The sequence below is a fragment of the Nostoc sp. UHCC 0302 genome, from assembly GCF_038096175.1.
Classification (GTDB): Bacteria; Cyanobacteriota; Cyanobacteriia; order Cyanobacteriales; family Nostocaceae; genus UHCC-0302.
Genome location: NZ_CP151099.1, coordinates 6,510,295 through 6,530,689, shown reverse-complemented (window position 1 = coordinate 6,530,689; position 20,395 = coordinate 6,510,295). Strand labels below are relative to the sequence as shown.

Annotated in this window: 13 protein-coding genes; 6 read left to right on the top strand and 7 right to left on the bottom strand. The window is 41.4% G+C overall.

Annotated features, from left to right (window positions below; all coding sequences use genetic code 11):
- Window positions 1-41: 41 nt before the first annotated feature.
- Window positions 42-3,740, top strand: coding sequence for a tetratricopeptide repeat protein (locus WKK05_RS28220; protein ID WP_341526335.1), 3,699 nt, complete (start codon window positions 42-44; stop codon window positions 3,738-3,740).
- 112 nt (window positions 3,741-3,852) lie between these two features.
- Window positions 3,853-6,129: a caspase family protein gene (locus WKK05_RS28215; RefSeq protein WP_341526334.1), complete on the top strand. Its 2,277-nt coding sequence runs from the start codon at window positions 3,853-3,855 to the stop codon at window positions 6,127-6,129.
- Between the two features lie 18 nt (window positions 6,130-6,147).
- Here WKK05_RS28215 and ppk1 read toward each other — a convergent pair whose 3' ends face one another.
- Window positions 6,148-8,292 (bottom strand): polyphosphate kinase 1, encoded by a 2,145-nt coding sequence (gene ppk1, locus WKK05_RS28210; protein WP_341526333.1) that lies wholly within the window; start codon window positions 8,290-8,292, stop codon window positions 6,148-6,150.
- Window positions 8,293-8,534: 242 nt separating this feature from the next.
- Here ppk1 and WKK05_RS28205 point away from each other — a divergent pair, with 242 nt between their 5' ends.
- Together WKK05_RS28205 and WKK05_RS28200 are read left to right on the top strand one after the other, a co-directional pair.
- A complete protein-coding gene (locus WKK05_RS28205) occupies window positions 8,535-8,999 on the top strand; it encodes a CYTH domain-containing protein (RefSeq protein WP_341526332.1) in 465 nt (154 codons plus the stop codon).
- Between the two features lie 142 nt (window positions 9,000-9,141).
- Window positions 9,142-10,716 carry a sodium:proton antiporter gene (locus WKK05_RS28200; RefSeq protein ID WP_341526331.1) on the top strand — a complete coding sequence of 525 codons (1,575 nt, stop codon included), beginning with the start codon at window positions 9,142-9,144 and terminating at the stop codon, window positions 10,714-10,716.
- An 84-nt stretch (window positions 10,717-10,800) separates the two neighbouring features.
- Here WKK05_RS28200 and WKK05_RS28195 read toward each other — a convergent pair whose 3' ends face one another.
- The 5 genes from WKK05_RS28195 to infC form a co-directional block, all read right to left on the bottom strand.
- Entirely contained in the window at window positions 10,801-11,349 is a 549-nt protein-coding gene (locus WKK05_RS28195; RefSeq protein WP_341526330.1) for a DUF3124 domain-containing protein, read from the bottom strand.
- A 5-nt stretch (window positions 11,350-11,354) separates the two neighbouring features.
- On the bottom strand, window positions 11,355-12,032 hold the full coding sequence (locus tag WKK05_RS28190; RefSeq protein WP_341526329.1) for a TrkA family potassium uptake protein: 678 nt from the start codon (window positions 12,030-12,032) through the stop codon (window positions 11,355-11,357).
- A gap of 311 nt (window positions 12,033-12,343) precedes the next feature.
- Window positions 12,344-12,721: a potassium channel family protein gene (locus tag WKK05_RS28185; RefSeq protein ID WP_341526328.1), complete on the bottom strand. Its 378-nt coding sequence runs from the start codon at window positions 12,719-12,721 to the stop codon at window positions 12,344-12,346.
- Window positions 12,722-12,894: 173 nt separating this feature from the next.
- The gene (locus tag WKK05_RS28180) at window positions 12,895-15,900 is read right to left on the bottom strand and encodes an MFS transporter (protein WP_341526327.1); all 3,006 of its coding nucleotides are present in this window, start codon (window positions 15,898-15,900) and stop codon (window positions 12,895-12,897) included.
- A gap of 308 nt (window positions 15,901-16,208) precedes the next feature.
- Window positions 16,209-16,742, bottom strand: coding sequence for a translation initiation factor IF-3 (gene infC, locus WKK05_RS28175; protein ID WP_341526326.1), 534 nt, complete (start codon window positions 16,740-16,742; stop codon window positions 16,209-16,211).
- A gap of 616 nt (window positions 16,743-17,358) precedes the next feature.
- On the opposite strand from infC, the gene WKK05_RS28170 reads away from it, so the two are divergent.
- On the top strand, window positions 17,359-18,612 hold the full coding sequence (locus tag WKK05_RS28170) for a TonB family protein (protein ID WP_341526325.1): 1,254 nt from the start codon (window positions 17,359-17,361) through the stop codon (window positions 18,610-18,612).
- 203 nt (window positions 18,613-18,815) lie between these two features.
- Window positions 18,816-19,760: an alpha/beta fold hydrolase gene (locus WKK05_RS28165; RefSeq protein WP_341526324.1), complete on the top strand. Its 945-nt coding sequence runs from the start codon at window positions 18,816-18,818 to the stop codon at window positions 19,758-19,760.
- Between the two features lie 76 nt (window positions 19,761-19,836).
- On the opposite strand, the gene WKK05_RS28160 is transcribed toward WKK05_RS28165, so the two are convergent.
- On the bottom strand, window positions 19,837-20,199 hold the full coding sequence (locus WKK05_RS28160) for a phospholipid-binding protein (protein WP_341526323.1): 363 nt from the start codon (window positions 20,197-20,199) through the stop codon (window positions 19,837-19,839).
- Window positions 20,200-20,395: the final 196 nt, after the last annotated feature.

Sequence of the window (20,395 nt, the reverse complement as noted above, 5' to 3'; positions counted from 1 at the left end):
ATTGTTAGAGATTCCTAAAAGATAAATTACATAACGCTAATATGACCAAACTACATCCTCTAAGATTAATCCTGTTGCTGTGCCTATCCTTGTGTTCAGAAACAGCCAGCGCCTATCCCAAACCAACACCCTCAACCTCTCAACTAATAACCCAAACCAACACCCCAGATAGCAATCGTGCTGCGGCCCAAAAAGCAGAAGCAGAAGCCCAACAATTAGGCAAACAGAAAGCACCCTTCTTAACCCAAATCATTCCTAAATGGGAAGAAGCCCTAAAATATTGGCGTTTAGCAAAAGACCGCAAAAAAGAAGCCACAACTCTTGATCAAATTGCTAAATTCTACTGGCTTCGAGGTGAATATCCCAAAGCTTTGGAATATGCTAAGAAAGCCCTACTTATTTGTCAAGCTTTAGGGGATAAGGAATGTGAGGGTGGAGCCACTACTTCACTTAGCTTGATCTACGACCAAATGGGAGAATATCAAAAGGCAATTGATATCCGCCTGCAAATTCCATCACTCTTTCCTAAAAATGTTGACTTCCCATCTATCGTTTACACCACGATTGGACAGATTTACAATGGCAAATTAGGCGAAAAAAAGAAAGCACTTGAGTATTACAACAAAGCTTTGGATTACTGGAAAGAAAAAGGTGATGTCCTCAAACAAGCTGAAATCCTCGAAAGGATTGCTTTTTTTTACATCAGTTTAGGTGAAATAAACAAAGGCTTTGATTACCTAAAGCAGGCTAATAATCTCGATCCAGAATTGAAGAGAAATACAGACAAGTACGATTTGATATACCTCGGGTTAAACGGCTCAATTTGTGCCGATAAATTAGCATCAATAAAAAAGACTCCCAATATTGAGAAATTAGGGAATTCGTCGAAGCAATCAATAACTCCAAATTCTGACGCAGCTCAGACCAATCTTATCGAATACTTCAAACAAAAAGCTGAAAAATGGCGCAAGCTAGAGATTATTAGGGCTGAGGCGGATACTCTATCAGACCTTGCTAATCTGGGATACTACAACATTGGAGAATATACAAAATCCCTTGCAGAATATCAAAAAGCACTAAAACTAAGGCAAGTAATGGGCGGTAAGCCGGAAGAAGCAAAGACACTTACCGATATTGCTAATATTTTAAATAAGCAAGGTAAAAAACAAGAAGCGATTGATAAACTCAATCAAGCCTTAGAGATTCAACGTCAGATAAAAAGTCGTCCAGAAGAAGTTAATACTTTAGAGACTCTTGGTGATGTTTACTTATCTTTAGGCGCATATCCTGAAAGTTTAAATGCTTATGAAAAAGTATTATCCCTAGATCAAATTATCGGTAATGCTATGGATGAAAGCCGTACTCTGAGTAACATTGGAGATGTCTATCGCAAGTTGCAAAATTACCCCCAAGCTCTGAATTATTATCAGAAATCATTAGAAATATCCAAAAAAGCTGGAGATTGTAACTATGAAGCCCAATCACTAGAGCGTATTGGTCGAACTTACCTCGCTGCGGGCAATTATCAACAAGCAATTAATTTTGCTAACCAGACTCTAAATTTATCTCGAAATTTAGGGGTTAATGAGTATAAATCAGCCAGAGAAGCAGCTACATTTAATATCCGCGCTCAAGTTGAGCTTAAACAAGGAAATTATTCCCAGGCTCTAGAAGACTCTCAAAAAGCCAGAAAAGCAGCACGAGAATCTCGCTATAGGGACTTAGAGGGAATAGTGATTGGCTCAACTGCTGAAGCTTACGCAGCCCTCAAACAACCAGATAAAGCTATACAAGCCTATCAAGAACAACTTGCTCTTTATCGTGAAATGGGCTTACGTTCTGAACAAGCCCAAAGTCTCTACAATATCGCCAAACTGCAACGCCAAAACAAGCAATTCCAAGCAGCCCTCACCGAGATAGATAAAGCAATAATAATCATCGAAAATATCCGCAAAGAAGTCGCTAGTTCAGACTTACGAACCTCATTTTTTGCCACGGTACAAGATTATTACCGACTCAAAATCGACATCTTGATGGAACTGCACAAAAAAGACCCATCAAAAGGATACGATGCCCAAGCAATTGAAACAAGCGATCGCTCTCGTGCTAGAGGGCTTGTAGAACTTTTAACTGAAGCACGCGCCAATATCCGCAAAGGTGCAAACCCAAAACTTTTAGAAGAAGAACAACGCTTACAAGCCTTAATTGATGCTAGAGAAAAACTGCGGCAAGAGATAGTTAATAGTAACAAAATTAAAGACCCCATTTCTCAAGCCAACGCTGACAAGTTGAAAACAGAGATCGATCAACTCCTAAACCAACAAAAGGAACTAGAAACCAAAATCCGCCAAAGTAGTCCAAAATACGCCAGCCTGAAGTATCCCCAACCCCTGAATTTACCGCAAATTCAGCAACAACTCAATCCAGACACGCTGCTGTTACAGTATTCCTTGGGTGAAGAACGTAGTTTTCTATGGGTGGTAAGCCCCAATTCTCTCGACACTTACCAACTTCCCAACAAACAAGAGATTGAAAAAAGCGCCATCAATTTATTTTGTCTCATCAGCCAAAACACTTCTAAACCACCTTCGGTAACAAATAAAGAAAACCCGTGTGCAGATATCAAAACTCGGCGAATTGACAAAGCAGCTACCGAACTTAGTCAACTGATTCTCGCACCCGTAAAAGATAAATTAGGCACTAAACGCTTAGTTATTGTTGCGGATGGAGCTTTGCAATACATTCCCTTTGCGGCATTGGCTGACCTAACTTCCCAACCCGCTACCCTGCAAGAAAATGAGGAGAAAGACAAACTCCCCTCTTCTACCGTAATCATTCCAAGAGATAATAATAGAAGAGGTATTAATGTTACCCCAAATATTCCAGCATCAGGGAACAACTTTAACTACCAACCGCTATTCGTTAACCATGAAATAGTCAATCTACCTTCTGCATCAGCGATCGCTATTCAACGCCAAGAACTCGCCACACGCAAACAAGCACCCAAAACCTTGGCTATCCTCGCTGACCCAGTATACACTGCTACCGATGCGCGAGTTACTAACGCCCAAAACAAACAGCAAAACCAACAAGAATCCCTCGAAGTAGAACTAGAACGGTCTGTTCTCAAACGTTCTGGCGATACACTTAATTTCCAGGGATGGGGACGGCTGCTAGGTACTCGCTCAGAAGCCCAGACAATTTTAAAACTTGTACCTGATTCCAATCGTCAGCAAGTCTTTGATTTTGCGGCTAACTACACCTGGGCTACTAGCAACAACCTCAATCAATTTCGGATTTTACACTTTGCCACCCACGGCTTTGTTAACGATGCCAACCCAGAGTTATCAGGTATCGTCCTTTCACTAGTAGATCAACAAGGTAAAAACATCCGGGGATATCTGCGCTTAGGAGATTTGTTTAACCTCGATTATCCAGCCGATTTAATTGTTCTAAGTGCTTGTGAAACGGGATTAGGCAAGGAAATCCAAGGTGAGGGCTTGGTGGGTTTGACAAGAGGATTGATGTATGCGGGTGCAGAACGGTTGGTGGTGTCGTTGTGGCAGGTTAGCGATGAAGGTACATCCGTGTTTATGCAGGAATTTTACAAGCAAATGTTGCAGCAAGGCAAACCAGCGAATCAGGCGTTGCGGGCAACACAGTTAAAAATGTGGCGTCAGTCGAAGTGGCGTAATCCCAATTATTGGGCGGCGTTTACGTTCTTGGGTGAGTGGCGATGAAAACTTCACACTGATCTACTCAATTGCAAAGCGCTGTCATATTTTGCATAACCTCACACAAACCAGAAATACAATACTTTAAAGCGATTTCAGGCAAGATATAAAAAATCCTATGTTTTACATCAAACGCCGTCATTTCCTGCAATTTTCCGCTTCCACTCTCGCAACATTAGGTTTAAGCCAGTTAGATATTATGCAACAGGGCGAACGCTATGCCCAAGTCCTCGCCCAAAGTACACCCCGCAAACTCGCGCTACTAGTAGGAATTAATAAATATACGGGTAATGGGATACCTCCTCTAGCTGGTTGCACAAATGATGTCAAGTTGCAGCAAGAGTTGTTAATTCACCGCTTTGGCTTTAACCCCAAAGATATCCTCACCTTGACCGATGAAAAAGCGACTCGTCAGGGCATTCTCACAGCTTTTGAAGAACATTTAATTAAACAAGCAAAACCTGGAGATGTGGTAGTCTTTCACTTTTCTGGGCATGGTTCGCAAGTAGTAGATCGCGATCGCGATTCACCAGATGGACTCAACAGCACTTTTGTTCCAGTAGATAGTGCCTTACCAGCAGGATATCCTGTGTCTGGTGGTGCAGTGCAAGACATTATGGGACACACACTGTTTTTACTCATGTATGCGTTAAAAACAGAAAACGTCACTGTTGTTTTAGATAGCTGTCATTCTGGCGGTGGTAAGCGGGGAAATTTCCAAGTGCGATCGCGTGATGGTGGAGAACTACTACAACCCAGTCAAGCAGAACTTGATTATCAACGGCAATGGCTAGGAAAACTGGGGCTTTCACCACAAAAATTTATTGAACTTCGTAGAAAAGGCATTGCTAAAGGAGTTGTCATTACCAGTGCTAAACGCGATCAATACGCTGTCGATGCGCCTTTTAGTGACTTCAATGCAGGCGCATTTACCTATTTATTTACTCAATATCTTTGGCAGCAAGCTGGAAATCAACCCCCCAACAAAATAATTTTTAATGTTGGTCGAAGTACGAGAGTCTTAGCTATTGAAAACGGCAACTATCAAGATCCAGAATTAGAAACGAATCTCAGCAAAGAAAATACTAACGCACCTATCTATTTCACAAACGCGCAGGTTGTCTCTGCTGAAGCTGTAGTTACTCAAGCTAAGGGCAACCAAGTAGAATTGTGGCTGGGTGGGCTAGATTCACAAAGCTTGGAAGTATTCAAAAAAGATGCAATTTTCACAGTCTTAGATGGTAAAGGTAGTAAAAGAGGACTAGTAAAATTAGAGTCTCGTCAAGGATTAATCGGACAAGGTAAACTGCTAACGTCGGCACAGCGACAGTCACAACTACAGCCAGGAATGTTATTACAAGAACGCATTCGCAGCATCCCCAGCGGTTTGACTTTAAAAATTGGGCTTGATGACTCCTTTGATAAGCAGACCACCCAGCAAGCAACACAAGCTTTACAAGCAATCAATCGTATTGAACCAAAACCCTTGGGTAGGCAAGAAGTGCAATACATATTTGGTCGCCTAACTCAAGCTAAGTTACAGGAATTACAGAAAAAACGGGTGTCGAATCTCCCGACGGTGGGTAGTTTCGGCTTATTTTTACCCACGCAGGATCAGATTATTTCCAACTCTTTTGGGCAAAGTAACGAAACCGTGAGTCAGGCTGTAGCGCGATTGCAACCTAAACTAAAATCACTACTTGCAGCCCGAATTGTCAAGCAAATACTCGGAAATACCAACACCTCACAGATTGCAGTGACGGCATCAATGAATATCGCGGATAATAACAACTTGCTTGGCGAAACTTTCACGATTCGCGGTGCTAACAAAGTAACTGGGGGAACAAATAAACCAGTAGCTGTTAATTCTTCTAACTCTGGGATCTCAAAATTATCGGTGGGAACTGAAATCGCTTTTCAAGTTCAAAATAATGAATCTCGCCCACTATATGTCAGCATTTTGGTGATTGACGCTGTTGGAGATATGACAGTAATCTTTCCCTATGATTGGTCAGCTACAGAAAGTGCTGCACTAATAGAGGCAAAACAAAAGCGGGTGATTCCGGTGACTGATGACGGGTTTAAACTCACTATTGGCGAACCTTTGGGATTATCAGAAGCACTAATCATTGCCAGTACTTCGCCTCTGCAAAATTCTCTCAAAGCCTTGCAAGACGTTGCCAAATCGCAAGGAGTTGTCAATCGTAATAGTCCAATTGCTTTGAATGATGAACTCTTAGATGTTACCAATAGTTTGCTTAATGATCTAGATGCAGGCACTCGTGGCGGCAATAATGACGGAAGTTTGGCACTTCCTGCCGATGTTCGTGGTATTGATACCGAAAAACTGGCAGCAATGGCGATCGCATTTGAGGTAGTTGCTGCAAATAGCTAATAATTGTTATCACTTACTCTACGATCGCTGTGCCATTTCCATCAAAATATTTTGAGCGCAGCGTTCTGGCTCATTTTTCTCAGGACGACGTTGGATATAAGAACCATCTGACCGTAATTCCCAAGCTTGACGATTATCTGCCAACATTATTTCGAGAATTTTTTCTAAATGTTGCAAAATCTCATCGTCTTCTATTGGTACAACAGCTTCCACACGGTTATCTAGGTTGCGGGGCATCCAATCAGCACTACCAATGTACACTTCATCTTGTCCATTATTATGGAACTGAAATATCCGCGAGTGTTCTAAAAAACGACCGATAATGCTAATAACGCGAATATTTTCGCTGATTTCTGGAACTCCAGGACGCAAACAACAGACACCGCGCACAATCAAGTCAATTTGTACCCCAGCTTGAGATGCTTCATATAAAGCAGCAATAATCTGGGAATCAACCAAAGAATTCATCTTGGCGATAATCTGTCCTTTGTTGCCATTTTTACTATGTTCGATTTCTCGGTGAATTAGAGCGATAATGCGATCGCGCATATTCACAGGCGATACTAACAATTTGCGATAATAACTCTGGCATGAATAACCAGTCAAATAATTAAATAAATCAGTTAAATCTGCCCCTAAATCTTCTCGACAGCTCAGTATTCCTACATCAGTATACAATTTTGCTGTTTTAGGATTATAATTTCCAGTTCCAATGTGAACATAACGACGGATTTCTTCTCCTTCCCGACGTACCACAAGCGCAATTTTTGTGTGAGTCTTTAATCCCACCAATCCGTAGACTACATGAACGCCATATTTTTCTAACTTATTAGCCCAGGTAATATTATTTGCTTCATCAAAGCGGGCTTTTAATTCTACGATAACAGCAACTTGTTTACCATTTTCAGCCGCAGCAATCAGAGAACTGACAAGTTCAGAATCACCAGTAGTGCGATAAAGTGTCATCTTAATTGCTAACACATTCGGATCATTAGCAGCTTGAGAAATAAATTGCTCTACAGAAGCAGTAAAAGATTCGTAAGGATGATGCACCAACAAATCTTTTTGTTTAATCACTGCGAAAATATTTTTTTCTTCATCATTTATGTTGGCAATCTTACTCAGTTGATGAAAATCACGCAGTCGAGGCGGAACTACAGCTGTCCAAGAGGGATCTTTCAATTCAGGTAAAGGCAACCCCATCAAAGACATTAAATCTTTCAAATTTAACAACCCATCTATCTCATAAATATCGCTTTCATTGAGTTCCATTTCTGCCATCAGCATCCGTTTCACAGACTGAGGCATTGATGATTGAACTTCTAAGCGCACTACAGAACCGCCAATATTCCGCTTACGTAACTCTTGCTGAATTGCTAACAATAAGTCTTCAGCTTCTTCTTCTGCTAATTCTAAATCGGCATCACGAGTTAGTCTAAATAGGTAATATTCATTAATAATCATCCCCGGAAATAAAGCTTCTAAATTATGAGCAATCACTTGCTCTATAGGCACACCTGTCCAGTGGTTTATTTTTCCATTTTCTACTTGTGAATTGTTAGGTAAGGCAATAAATCGAGGTAGAATACTTGGAACTTTAACTCTAGCAAACTTTTCTTCTCCTGTTTGTGGAGCTTTGACTACCACTGCTAAATTAAGGCTGAGATTTGCCATTAAGGGAAAAGGATGACTAGGATCTACTGCTAAAGGAGTGAGAACCGGAAAAATCTGTTGTTTAAATAAGTGTTGGAGATAACTTCGCTGTTCTAAACTAATATCAATGTAATTCAGTAAATGGATGCCGTGTGATGCCATTTCTGGGCGAAGTTTCTGCTCAAAGTAACGATGTTGCTCACTCACCATTGGATGTAAGTGGTGATGGATTGCCTCTAATTCTTGTTGTGGAGTCATTCCATCAGCAGTTTGCTGGCTTAGTTGTGCTGCAACTTGTTCTTTGAGAAGTGCCACACGAACCATGAAAAATTCATCTAGGTTAGAACTGAAGATAGCAGTAAATTTTAGTCTTTCTAGTAATGGAGTCCGAATATCTAATGCTTCATGTAAAACTCGCCGATTAAATTCCAACCAGCTTAATTCTCGATTAAAGTAGTACTGTGAATCATTTAAGTTAATAGTTTTACTAATTTTTTTAGCTTTAGACATAATTATATTTACCAAAATTCAATAATTGGCTACTGGAAATTATTTGTAACTTAGCATTATGTATGTAATCTGTTTTACACCAGACAAAATAACGTTTAGTTTGCAAACAATTTTATTCAATTGTCTTTATTTTGAGTGTTTCAATTTCCTATTAAATACAGGTAAAAGAAAGGTTAATTATAGTTTAACAGCTTATTTTCTGATAAATTTTAGAAGCCATACTAAATTCAACCTAAACTAATATGCCGAAAGAAATAGAGCGTAAATTTTTAGTCAAAGGAGATAGTTGGAGAAGATTAGCTGAGGGTAGTTTCTATTCCCAAGGGTATATTTCTACTCAAAAGAAAGCTACTGTACGTGTTCGCATAGCAGGAAACCAAGGTTACCTAACGATTAAAGGCCCTAGCGTAAAATATAGCAGGTCAGAGTTTGAGTATCCGATTCCGATTGAAGATGCTCAGGAAATGCTAGATACATTGTGCGATCGCCCTTTAATAGAAAAAACCAGATATAAGGTAGAGTACAGTGGTTTGATTTGGGAAATAGACGAGTTTGATGGTATTAATAAAGGACTGATAATAGCAGAAGTAGAACTCAGTGATGAAAATCAGCAGATTGAACTACCAATCTGGATTGGAGAAGAAGTTTCAGACGACCCCAAGTATTTCAACAGCAATTTAGTAAAACACCCCTTTTCACAGTGGTAATTAGTTAGTACTTACCCAGATTCTACGAATTATTAGTGTTCTTTTTTGCGTCTTCGCGCCTACTCTGCGAGTTCCGCCCTTGGCGGTATGCGTGAGCTAAATAAGAATCTATCAGCAAAGCCAAAATACTTCTAAAATCTCAGTGAATGTTACCGAACTAGTTAAAATTTCAATTGTTCTCCTGCTAGTTGCCACAGGAGTAGCTTTACTAACTCGCAGGCTAAGAATTCCTTATGTCGCAGGTTTAGTATTAGCAGGATTAGCAATTACTGAACTGTTGCCACGCCGCATTGGGTTAAATGATTCTCTAATTTTGAATTTGTTTTTACCAATTCTCGTATTCGAGGCAGCAATTAATACCGATATTAGCCGCCTGCGTAGCACTATTAAACCAATAGCCCTACTAGCGGGGCCTGGAGTTGTGATTTCCTCTGGCGTGACGGCGATACTATTAAAATTGGTGCTAGGGCTGAATTGGACTGCCGCACTTTTAGCTGGCGTAATTTTAGCAATTACAGACACCGTTTCCATGATTGCTGTATTTAAAGAGGTCTCTGTCCCTCCTCGACTTTCTACTATTGTTGAGGGAGAAAGCTTATTTAATGATGGTGTGGCGCTAGTTTTATTCAGCCTAATTTTAAAAGTAAACGCTGTTGGTTCACTCACAATTCTGGATGGATTCCAAGAATTGTTTGTAGTAATTCTCGGTGGTACTTTAGTAGGGCTAATTTTAGGCTATTTAAGTACGGGTTTATTTGTGCGTTCAGATGAGCCGCTCAGCACCATTTTACTAACAATGGCAGTTGCATTAGGAGCTTTTCAAGCTGGGGAATTTTTCCACGTTTCTGGTGTAGTAGCAGTTGTTGTCGCTGGCTTAATGGTTGGCACTAATGGGCTTTCAGGTGGTGTATCAGCTTCGACTCGTTTGACGTTACTCAGCTTTTGGGAATCTCTCGGTTTTGGCGTCAATAGTTTTATTTTCTTATTAATTGGTATAGAAGTTGACCTGGTAACTTTCTGGAAAACTTTACCTGCGGTATTGCTAGCAATTCTTGCCTACCAAATCGGACGTTTACTTTCTGTTTATCCACTCTTAGCTATGGTAGGTTGGTTTGACCGCCCTATACCGTGGCGTTGGCAGCACGTATTATTTTTAGGAAATATCAAAGGTTCTCTTTCAATGGCACTAGCACTCAGTATCCCCGCAACATTTATGGGGCGAGAGCAATTGATTGCCATAGTATTCGGAACAGTTTTACTATCTCTGCTTGGACAAGGAGTAAGTTTACCTTGGTTAGTAAAACGTTTAAATTTGTCTATGTTGTCCCCATTTTTTCAGGAAGTGGAACAACTGCAAGCCCAACTAATTACAGGTAAGGCTGCACAGGATGAATTAGATAGCTTGTTAAAATCAGGGGTATTACCAAAAGCCGTCTATGAAGAGATGCGTTCAGCTTATCAAGTGCGAATAGCTGGGGCAGAAAAGACACTACGAGAATTCTATAATCGGCGTCCTGAAGAGTATGAAAGTACAAGCGAAGATCCCTCCGGCGGACTTCGCCGACGTAGTAAACTTGATGCTATTCGCCGCCGTTTACTAGAAGCAGAGAAAGGAGCGCTTGATGAGGCAATGCGGAAGCGAATTCTTTCAGAAGAAATTGTGCACGGGCGAATACAAACGATTGATGAACAATTACTCCAACTTGAGGACGATTAATAGTAATTCGTAATTAATAGACATCTCCAAAAATTAAATATGCATTATCCAGAACCCTTGTAGAGACGTAGCACTGCTATGTCTCTACATTCTGTTGTTTTGTTTTTTAATAACCCTACCAGGACTGGTAAAAGAAATTCCTTGCTGATAGTCAGTACCAATCATAACTGCCTCGACTATAGGCTCAGATATTTTCGTTTGAGAAACCCACTCTACAATAAAGTTTGCTCCTAAACCTCCACTAGTGTCATTTCTATTTACAAAAAAATCTGTAGAAGCCAATGCATCAAGTTGAATAGGTTGCTCTAAATACTTTTTAACTAACTTACCGTCTGAGTCATAGTAGCGTACAGAAGTTAGAACGAGAGAATTAGTCAAATCTGTATTACGAATACTCAATGTTACTGCTAAATTAAAAATTTCCTGTTTATTGTGATGATAGATGTGAGAATAAACAGGAACATAAATAGTTTCTGTTGTTGCTATCTTGAAATTTTTATCCAAGGTCACTATTTTCTGAAATGGGGTTGCCTGAGTAGTAGCGGGTTGTGACTTTGGCAGATTCTCTGAAGATTGACAAGACACAAGTAAAATAAGAGCGATCGCTAAATAATGATGTGAAAACAGTCTCATTAAAACTATTTACAACCTTCGATAAAATCAATAACTTGATGTAAAATACCTGGTTTAGTTACCATCAGCACAGTTGAATCTGGTTCTAATACCGTACTACCATTAGGAATCATCAAATCTTCGTGGGGATGGGGTTGATAGCCAATAATTAGAGAGCCAGTAGGAAATTTAGGATTTTGAGCAATTTCCGCAATGCTACGACCAACAACATAGCAATTATGAGGAATAGCAAGTTTTAGCACCTCAATTTGCCCCTGCTCAAAATGCATCATCGATTCTACTTGTGGATACTCAATCGCATTCACCATCGTAGAAACCGCTAAATCAACGGTACTAATAATATGGTTGGCTCCTACTAAACGCAGTGGTTCCGCAAAATCGGGGTGTCGCATCCGTGCCAAAAGATGAGAAACACCATAGTGCTTGGCAAGAGTTATCATCGCCAGATTCAAAGCATCATCTCTCAAAACGGCCGCCAATGAGTCAGCTTTTCGAATCCCAGCTTCTAACAACACTTCTGTACTCACAGCACTGCCTTCAAACGCCATTGCTCCTACTTGTTCACGGGCATAGCGGCAAGCATTAGGGTCAATATCAATTACAGCAACAGTATGTCCCAATTCTACAAGTTTTTGGGCTAAACTCAGCCCCACTAACCCAGCTCCACCAATTAATACATACATAATTGCTCTTTCATACTCTATGAGTTTTTACTTTGTGTCTTATATGTCTTCGTGATTCAAAAAGAAATTTATTTAACCATGTTAGTGTTGGCGTAGCCTCTCGCAGAGAAGGCACAAACGACACAAAGGGAATTTAACAAGAGTCAAGAGTAGGGACAAGACAGTAATACGCCCTTACTTAATTTAAGACAAAAAAATTGGGATAAATCCAAGACGCAAATTTTTTTCAGTTCTTGGGTGGGCTTTAAGTCTCCATCCTAATTGTTTTTGACTTTTGACTCTTGACTCTTGACTCCCCAAAGAGGTTTTAGTTACTCGTGGCGATGAAAAATATTTTCTAGGCGTTGTCTAATGCTAAAAGAAATGACTTTTTCTAACATATTAATGATTAATCGTGAGATAAAAAGCACCTCTACTAAATAGTTGCTCAATGCTTCCAGTCCGGCAAACCAGCGACTCAAACCTACTGGAACTTGGTCTCCATAACCAATTCTAAAAAAAGTTCCCATACTAAAATAGAGCATTCCCAAAAAATCGTTTTCACGTTGGCTTTCTCTATTTAATATCCATCCCCAATTGAGAGCGTTGATACTCCAATAGCAAACGGTAAAGAAAACTATAATAGCGCAACAAATTAGTACTAATTGAGGCAGGTAAACGTGCCAACGGATTTTCCAGGGGTGGTGCATGACAAAAGAAATATTAGTGTAATCTTAGGAATTAGTCTGTTGTTAGTCATGAGTAAATAGCCCGCAACTGGAACTCAGAGGCTACTAACGAACCCTGTGATTATGTTTATTGATGCTCAGTTACTAACTAGCGGTTCAAAAAACAGAATTATTCCAGTGCAAGTAATATCTATCTAATTGTAATTTTTGTATTGGTATTTTTCTAGCAGTTCTTTAACTTGAGCAGCCACAAGCGGGTGCGGATCTTTTTGCAGCTGAGGTAGGATTTCGTAAAGCACGCGGTGTGAAACCATGTTGAGGTATGCGATCGCAGCTTCTCTAACAAAGCCAGTTGGATGACGCAAAGTTGACAAAATCTCTGAACTTGTCAGTCTAATCCGAGTAACTTGGGCAAAATGAAAGCAGCAAGCCAAGCACCAGTCAGAAAGCAAATTACTCAGCGTCAGCAATCTGTGCAGGCGATCGCTAACTAATATATTCTCATATACCACGACCTTGGCATCCACAAGATGTTGCAGTTTTTCTTGGTAGGGGTGGTTATCTAAAATATTTAATAACAGCGACTTTGAAGACAAACTCACAGTATGCTCTAAAATTTCTAACCCCCGCGCTAAGTTTACCCCTGATGGCGATCGCAGATTGAATGCCGCAGCCTGCATCTTTTCTGGAGAGTAAAGCAGCCTCAGTAGCAACAGCAACCGCTCTTTGACATCCAATTCCAATTCTAGGAGTGCGCGTTGCAGTAAATCACAAACAGTCACAATCCTCTGATTGGATTGCTGATATTCTAAGGTGTCGAGTGTTTTGAAATCTATATAAGCAGCGTAAATCTCGCCTAAAAACCTTAATTCTTGCTCGATTAAAGCTTCCACCTTAGTTTCATAAAACCGATCCATTAAACCTTTAATTCCGGGTTGTTTGTGTATTTTCAGTAAGCTGCGGAGAATATGATCTCTAGTAGTACCGCGGGCAGTTTCTAGGTGTTGCCATAAAGTCTCCATCGCTTCCTGAGTAGCGATTTGGGCAATAGTACGCCAAGCATACATTCGCACTACTTCTGGTTTGTAAGTATTTTTAGCCAGCCGCAACAACATCTCTAAAGCTTCATTCTCCAGTCGTACTAAAGCTAACATTGCTGTACCGCGAGTTGACTTATAGTAAAGTGCGGCAATCAGTGCCGAGTAATACTCCTCTAAATGAGTTGCAGCAATCATTTCCAATACAGCACACCGCACCCGCAAAGACTCATCTTGCAACAAATTCGGGATGTGAATCCGCAACGCCTGCAAATAAACTGCTTCTCTTAAAGCTTTGACTCCATTTATCCGTTCCCGTTCTTGCTTATGAGTCAGCATCCGCCGCATGGTTTTGGTAGCTGCTACCTTTTGTATTGGCGTTCCCTGGCGCAAAACCAAAGCCGCGGCGGTGGCACGGATAAGTGAGTTTTGGCGAGGATGCAAATAATCTTCTAACAGGCTTAAATTGGGATTTGGTTCAGCCAGCCAAACGTAGCGTAGTGCTAGGGCAAAAACTTCTGGCGCAGTTTCTTGCGGTTGTTCTAATAAAGGCCGAATGGCAGGTAAATAGGCGGGATTTGCACCAGTCATCAGCATCACCTCCAAACTCTGACACTGCAAATCTGGGGATAGCTTGACTAGTAGAGGCGCTAGAATCTCCGCAGCCCCTGGGGAATCAATTTGCGCTAAAAGTTCAATACAAGAGTGTTTGTCTGCGTCGCTGCCTTTTTCTGCTAAAGCTTTGACTACGCCTTGCTTGAAGAATCGCAGACCAACATTAGATGCACTCAAGTGACCGCGTGCGACACTTAAGACTAACAGGTCAACATAGCGCGATCGCAATTCCCAAACTACTTTTAAACAGGTGGCGGCTGCCAGAACTGTTTCTGCGACTAACACCCACTTTTGCAGTGGTACAGGTAAAAACCGTCCACAAAAGAACACGGTGACAAAAATTACCAATCCTGTCAAACCAGTTGCGATCGCTTCTGCTGTTCCACCAGATAATGTTTGCATCCGGCTACGAATGCCTTCTGGGATTGGTTGATAAAGTATTGGGCCGCTACTCATCACAAAGGTATAGCGCAGCAGTTCATCGCAGAATTTGAGAACTATCAAACCCCAGAAAAAGCTTTGCGATTGGATGCCTGGGATTAAGTTCAGCAATATCAGTACAGTTGGTAGTAATAAGCCAACGGTGATTGGTAAAAGTGTAGCAGTGAAAAATACCCCCATACGGATGATAAGTCGGCTGGAAATAAACCACTGTGTCAGTAATTCGCATAGTCCGACGACGCCACCAAATAGACCCAAGAAACTAGCGAGTTCGCGATCGCCTAAAGTTGATTGGAGTTCGCGCAGATATTGAAAATCTATTAACAACCCAATGACCTGCAACAAACCCACAAAAGCAAACAACTGCCAAGCATAGCGTTTGAGGGGGCTTTGAAGGGAACGTTGGCGCGAGGCTTGTTCTTCAGGAATCAGTCTTTGAGGAGTTTCGGGAAAAGCTGCTTGATAATGATGGGTTAAATAAAATAATATTGCCGCTCCCAATAGAATCACTACACAAGCGATGAGAATGATCTTATTCAGCTTGGCGTATTGCACCAGCCAAGGCAAACTAAAGCCACTGATCACATCAGCTACCAATAGGCCACTGCTGACAAGTGGATAAGTGCGCTTAATTTCCCGAATATTAAATAGTTGGTTAGCGACGATAGAGGTGTTGAGGTCATTAACTACATAAAGCGCATCCACCCATAGCCGCAGTAGAAAGACCAAAACAACTGCTAGGTAGGAAATGTGTACTCCCCAACGCAGTAAAACTAATAAAACTAATGGCGTCACCATGCAAGGTGCGATCGCCACAATTACCTGGCGTAAGGGAAAAATCTTTTGCAACCAAGAATATAAAAAAACTAGTCCTGCACCTACCGCAGCACTAGCAATATACATCCAAGGTAGTAAATCAGTTCCATATTCATTCAAAAATAGCGCTACTGTACTGTCCTCTGCCCACCGCAATCCTACAGATACAGTGGTGTAAAAAGCAAACATCAACCAAGTCCGTTCGCTTTCCTCTGGCCGGAGATTTACCCAATGTAGCAGTCGTGGTAGAACACCTCTGTTTACAGCCAACCAGTGATTTTTCAGTTCCATGCAGTTTTAGTATCTGGTAGTATCACCGCGTCATGAAGGAGTGATGGTACAGACGCGATTAATCGCGTCTGTGCAAGGAGTAGGAGATGAGGAGAAATAACTCGTGTCTTTTGATTCCCCAGTCCCCAATCCCCAGTCCTCAGTCCCCAATCCCCAATCCCCGGAAATAGCAAAAGTCCTGAGCAACTGAGTATTATCTTTCCCACTCAGCTCTCAGGACTATCGATTTTAAATAAATTTCAACGACTTCAGTGTCGTTTTTAGTTTTTGAGTTTGCTAGTAACTACGTATTTAGAACAGCAAGAAGTTTATTTTTTCGGCGATATCAGCATCATCATGTTTCGCCCTTCTTTTTTCGGCACTTGCTGAACTTCTCCAAACGGTTCTAGATCCTTTGCCATTCGCTTGAGTAAATCTTCTGCCAGATCACTATGTTGAATTTCTCGACCCCGGAACATCACAGTCGCTTTGACTTTATCACCATCTTTCAAAAAGCGCTCTGCTTGCTTGACGCGCACGTTATAGTCGTGTTCTTCTATCTTGTAGCGCATCTTAACTTCTTTGACATCAGCCGTGTGCTGCTTTTTCCGGGCTTCCCGCGCCTTTTTCTCCTGCTCAAACTTGTATTTCCCATAGTCCATAATTCGACAAACTGGTGGGTCAGCTTTGTCACTGAGTAGCACTAGATCCAGCTCTTTTTCCTCTGCTAGTTGTAGTGCTTCCTGTGGTGGCATAATTCCGAGTTGGGCGCCATCAGTGTCTATGACCCGAATTTTTGGGAAGCGAATTCGTTCGTTAATTTGTGGCAGATCGCGAGTTCTTTTTTTCTCAATCACTGGCATTATGATTCGTGGGAGCTACTTTGTTAAGGATTTGGTTTGGTCTTGATTACTGTCGGCTTAATGAGTGTGCCTCAAAGGCAAAATACTTAAATACCTAAGGGCTGAGCAAATAGTCTATAGTTCTAGAGTAGCCAATTCATAAATTAGTTAGCGTCTTGTATTTGTCATTCTACTCACTCTGAGATAATTTCTCTGCAATCGTTAATCTAAATTACACAACTTCAATCAATATTAAACATTGTCACAAATTTTTAACAATAGTTGTTAATAGTGAAATTGGGTAATATGTCTCCAGAATAGCAAGATTAGATTATATATAACAGCCTTATCAAAAATAATGTAACATATTATATTACATTAGCTAGCTGTAGTCCAATTTTGCGGAATTTAAAATTTCAAATACTTATAATGGCTGTGCTGCTAGGACTTAATCAAGCCCATAAGCTGCGATACATTTATTTTACCATGTTGGAAAAGGGAAGTCCGCTCTGGAGTTGGGTACTGACCTAAGAGTGGAGGAGGAATAGAACTTTGTTTGGTGTGTGCTTGTAGTATCGGTGAAGCTTGTACTCTGTAAATAGACTGTTGAAGCTGCTATCAAAGAAAGCACAATAATATGGGTTCTTCTCATGACTTTCAGCACTACAGGAGCGCTCCCCCAGGAGATATGCTCGTTAGTCTAGTTACTTCTATCCTTCTGCACTCTATTTTATTGGTAGCGAGCAGTTATTGGCTCAGAGCTTTTGTACCGCAGCCTAACCAAAAAATTTCTCAAGAAACTCCAATTGAGGTAGTTGAAGTCACTCCTGATAAAACACACATACCCCCTCAAACCTCGCTCCGGGCAGTCAAAGATTCTATTGCAGGTGGTAAAGCTTTACCTGAAAGACCTGTTTCAGCAGTTAAGTCAGCTAATCCAGCTGCACATCAAGCCTCTACAAAAAATCCTAAAGACTTAATAGCTTCATCTCCAACAAAGGTATTCCAGCCAAAACGGAAGCAGCAAAATTCGGAATCACCAAATCTATCTCTTCAACAACCGCAAGCCAAACCGCGAAAAACATCACCAGCGCCCTTGCCGGAGAAAATCGCAGTTGCACCTAAGACCATACCAGTAGCGCCGAAACCAGAACCAACAGCAGCACCTACTAAATCACCAGCACCCCTGCCTGAGAAAATCGCAGTAGTACCCAAGACCATACCAGCAGCGCCGAAACCAGAACCAACAGCAGCACCTACTAGATCATCAGCACCCCTGCCGGAGAAAATCGCAGTTGCACCTAAGACCATACCAGCAGCGCCGAAACCAGAACCAACAGCAGCACCTGCTACTAAATCACCAGCACCCTACCCTCAGAAATCCGGGCAGTCGGAAACTAGATTGAGTGGGCGAACATCGTCTCAAGGTCAGCCATCTCTAAAAACAACAGGTGCAGCAAGTTTGTTAGGTGGCCCAGTTAGTGTATCTAGTCGGAGTTTTAATGGTGATTATCTGGCAGCTTTACCTAATTCCAACCGTGATAACCAAGCTCCTGCTGGTATTGATGCTAAAAGACAAGATATAGATATCACCTCTTACTTAAACCAACTACAGCAACGTGTGAAGCAGCAGTGGCTACCTGGTATCAGTCAGTCTTCTCGGCGCACGGTGCTTGATTTTACTGTTAACCGTTCAGGTCAAGTGAGCAATCTCCAAATTGCACAAACTTCTGGATTTAGTGTGACAGATAAAGGGGCGCTCAATGCAATACAAAGGGCTGCACCCTTTGCACCTTTGCCTACAGGATATAAAAGCAACTATATCCATATTCAATTTACGTTTAACATTAATGTCTATGGAGAGTTAAATGTATCGGGGGATGGTGGCTAACAATAGTCATTCGCTGCCCCAACTTGAGTTTTATCTCATGAAGCTCAGACAGTAATTCTTCTATTAGCTCGGCTTTATCCATTCTGCTGGTGCGATCGCCACTTTATTCTTGAGTCTTCAGACGAAGCTATAATGATTAACCAAAAGCAAAAAACTTATATTGGAATTAATAGTGTTTTAATGCTGATGAATCGGAGGGAAGCGTGATCACTGCGGTACACTGGCAGGAACGGGTTGGTAATCAAAGAGATTGGGTTTGGCGAGGCTGGCAAACGCGCTACACTTATATCCGCCCAAGCCAAAATCACCACAAGGCAACACCTCTGATTTTGCTACATGGCTTTGGGGCTTCTATTGGTCATTGGCGACATAATTTAGAAGTGTTGGGTAATTACCACACAGTCTATGCTCTAGATATGCTGGGTTTTGGCGCTTCTGAAAAAGCCCCAGTTAACTACAGTATTGAACTCTGGGTAGAGCAAGTTTACGACTTTTGGAAAACGTTTATCCGGCAACCAGTGGTATTAGTGGGTAATTCCAATGGTTCATTGATTTCTATGGCCGCCGCTGCTGCTCATCCTGACATGGTGCAAGGTATGGTGATGATGAGTTTGCCTGATCCTTCACTAGAGCAAGAAGCAATTCCCCCCCTTCTGCGGCCAGTCGTCAGAACAATTAAAAATATTGTCGCTTCTCCGTTTATCCTTAAACCTGTTTTTAACTTTGTGCGTCGTCCAGGGGTGCTGCGTCGCTGGGCTAGTCTTGCTTACGCTAACCCAGAAGCAATTACTGATGAACTCATAGAAATTTTAGCTGGCCCTCCTCAAGACCGGGGTTCTGCTAGGGCTTTTAGTGCTTTGTTCAAAGCTGCGATCGGAATTAATTTTAGTCCTAGTGTCAAGACAGTTTTACCAACCTTAACAATTCCGATGCTGCTAATTTGGGGGCAGAAAGACCGCTTTGTTCCCTCAGCACTGGCTAGCCAATTTGCCCAGTACAACGAGAAATTAGAACTTCTTAATCTAGAGGATGTGGGGCATTGTCCCCATGATGAATGCCCAGAACAAGTCAACCAAGCTATTTTAGATTGGATTGAGAGATGGATTGGCGATCGCTCAAGGGGCAGCGCCAAAGGCGATCGCCAATGAAAGTTTGCATCCAGTCAATCGCCGGAAGTACACTGGCGATCGAGTTCCATCATTGAAATCTTGAATTGCTTAGTACTTAACCAATAGTCGCTTGGGTTGTATCAACATTTGTAGCGCCATTCACTGAACTTGCTACAGAAACCATCTTATTAAGAATGTCCTGACTGGGAACTTTGCCTTTCAATACTACAGTAGAGCCTGTCTGAGCAACCCAGAGTGTATTAACATCGTCAAGTTGGGGATCTTGGTCAAATGCCAATGCTACCCGCTTTGCCAAGCCACTTTGGTCATATTCTCCGTTCAATCCCAGACGTTCTGGAGGTATTGATTGAGTGGCGGTAGGAGCAGTAGTAACAGCTTGTGGTACTGCTTGCGGAGTCGGATTTACTTCTGCATTTTGAGGTTTTTCCATTCCAAATAGTCTTTTTAACCAACCCATAAATGCTTCTCTCCTGTTAAAGATTTATCACAAGTAAACTATAAAAGCTTTAGAAAAAAGTAGCATCTGCCAATGAAAAGATATGCATTTGGGTAGATACTGCTTACGGAATGATTTCTGCACAAATTCTGCTAGATAAATGCAAGGATTGCAGCCATTAAGTTTAAAATAGAAAGTCATACTTAAAATTTAGTGC

What these genes read in the sequence shown, in the direction of transcription:
- ppk1 (WP_341526333.1), bottom strand. Translation starts at nt 8,292, where the DNA reads ATGTCTAAAGCTAAAAAAATTAGTAAAACTATTAACTTAAATGATTCA.
- WKK05_RS28190 (WP_341526329.1), bottom strand. Translation starts at nt 12,032, where the DNA reads ATGTATGTATTAATTGGTGGAGCTGGGTTAGTGGGGCTGAGTTTAGCC.
- WKK05_RS28170 (WP_341526325.1), top strand. Translation starts at nt 17,359, where the DNA reads ATGGGTTCTTCTCATGACTTTCAGCACTACAGGAGCGCTCCCCCAGGA.
- WKK05_RS28195 (WP_341526330.1), bottom strand. Translation starts at nt 11,349, where the DNA reads ATGAGACTGTTTTCACATCATTATTTAGCGATCGCTCTTATTTTACTT.
- WKK05_RS28185 (WP_341526328.1), bottom strand. Translation starts at nt 12,721, where the DNA reads ATGCACCACCCCTGGAAAATCCGTTGGCACGTTTACCTGCCTCAATTA.
- WKK05_RS28205 (WP_341526332.1), top strand. Translation starts at nt 8,535, where the DNA reads ATGCCGAAAGAAATAGAGCGTAAATTTTTAGTCAAAGGAGATAGTTGG.
- WKK05_RS28215 (WP_341526334.1), top strand. Translation starts at nt 3,853, where the DNA reads ATGTTTTACATCAAACGCCGTCATTTCCTGCAATTTTCCGCTTCCACT.
- WKK05_RS28180 (WP_341526327.1), bottom strand. Translation starts at nt 15,900, where the DNA reads ATGGAACTGAAAAATCACTGGTTGGCTGTAAACAGAGGTGTTCTACCA.
- infC (WP_341526326.1), bottom strand. Translation starts at nt 16,742, where the DNA reads ATGCCAGTGATTGAGAAAAAAAGAACTCGCGATCTGCCACAAATTAAC.
- WKK05_RS28220 (WP_341526335.1), top strand. Translation starts at nt 42, where the DNA reads ATGACCAAACTACATCCTCTAAGATTAATCCTGTTGCTGTGCCTATCC.
- WKK05_RS28160 (WP_341526323.1), bottom strand. Translation starts at nt 20,199, where the DNA reads ATGGGTTGGTTAAAAAGACTATTTGGAATGGAAAAACCTCAAAATGCA.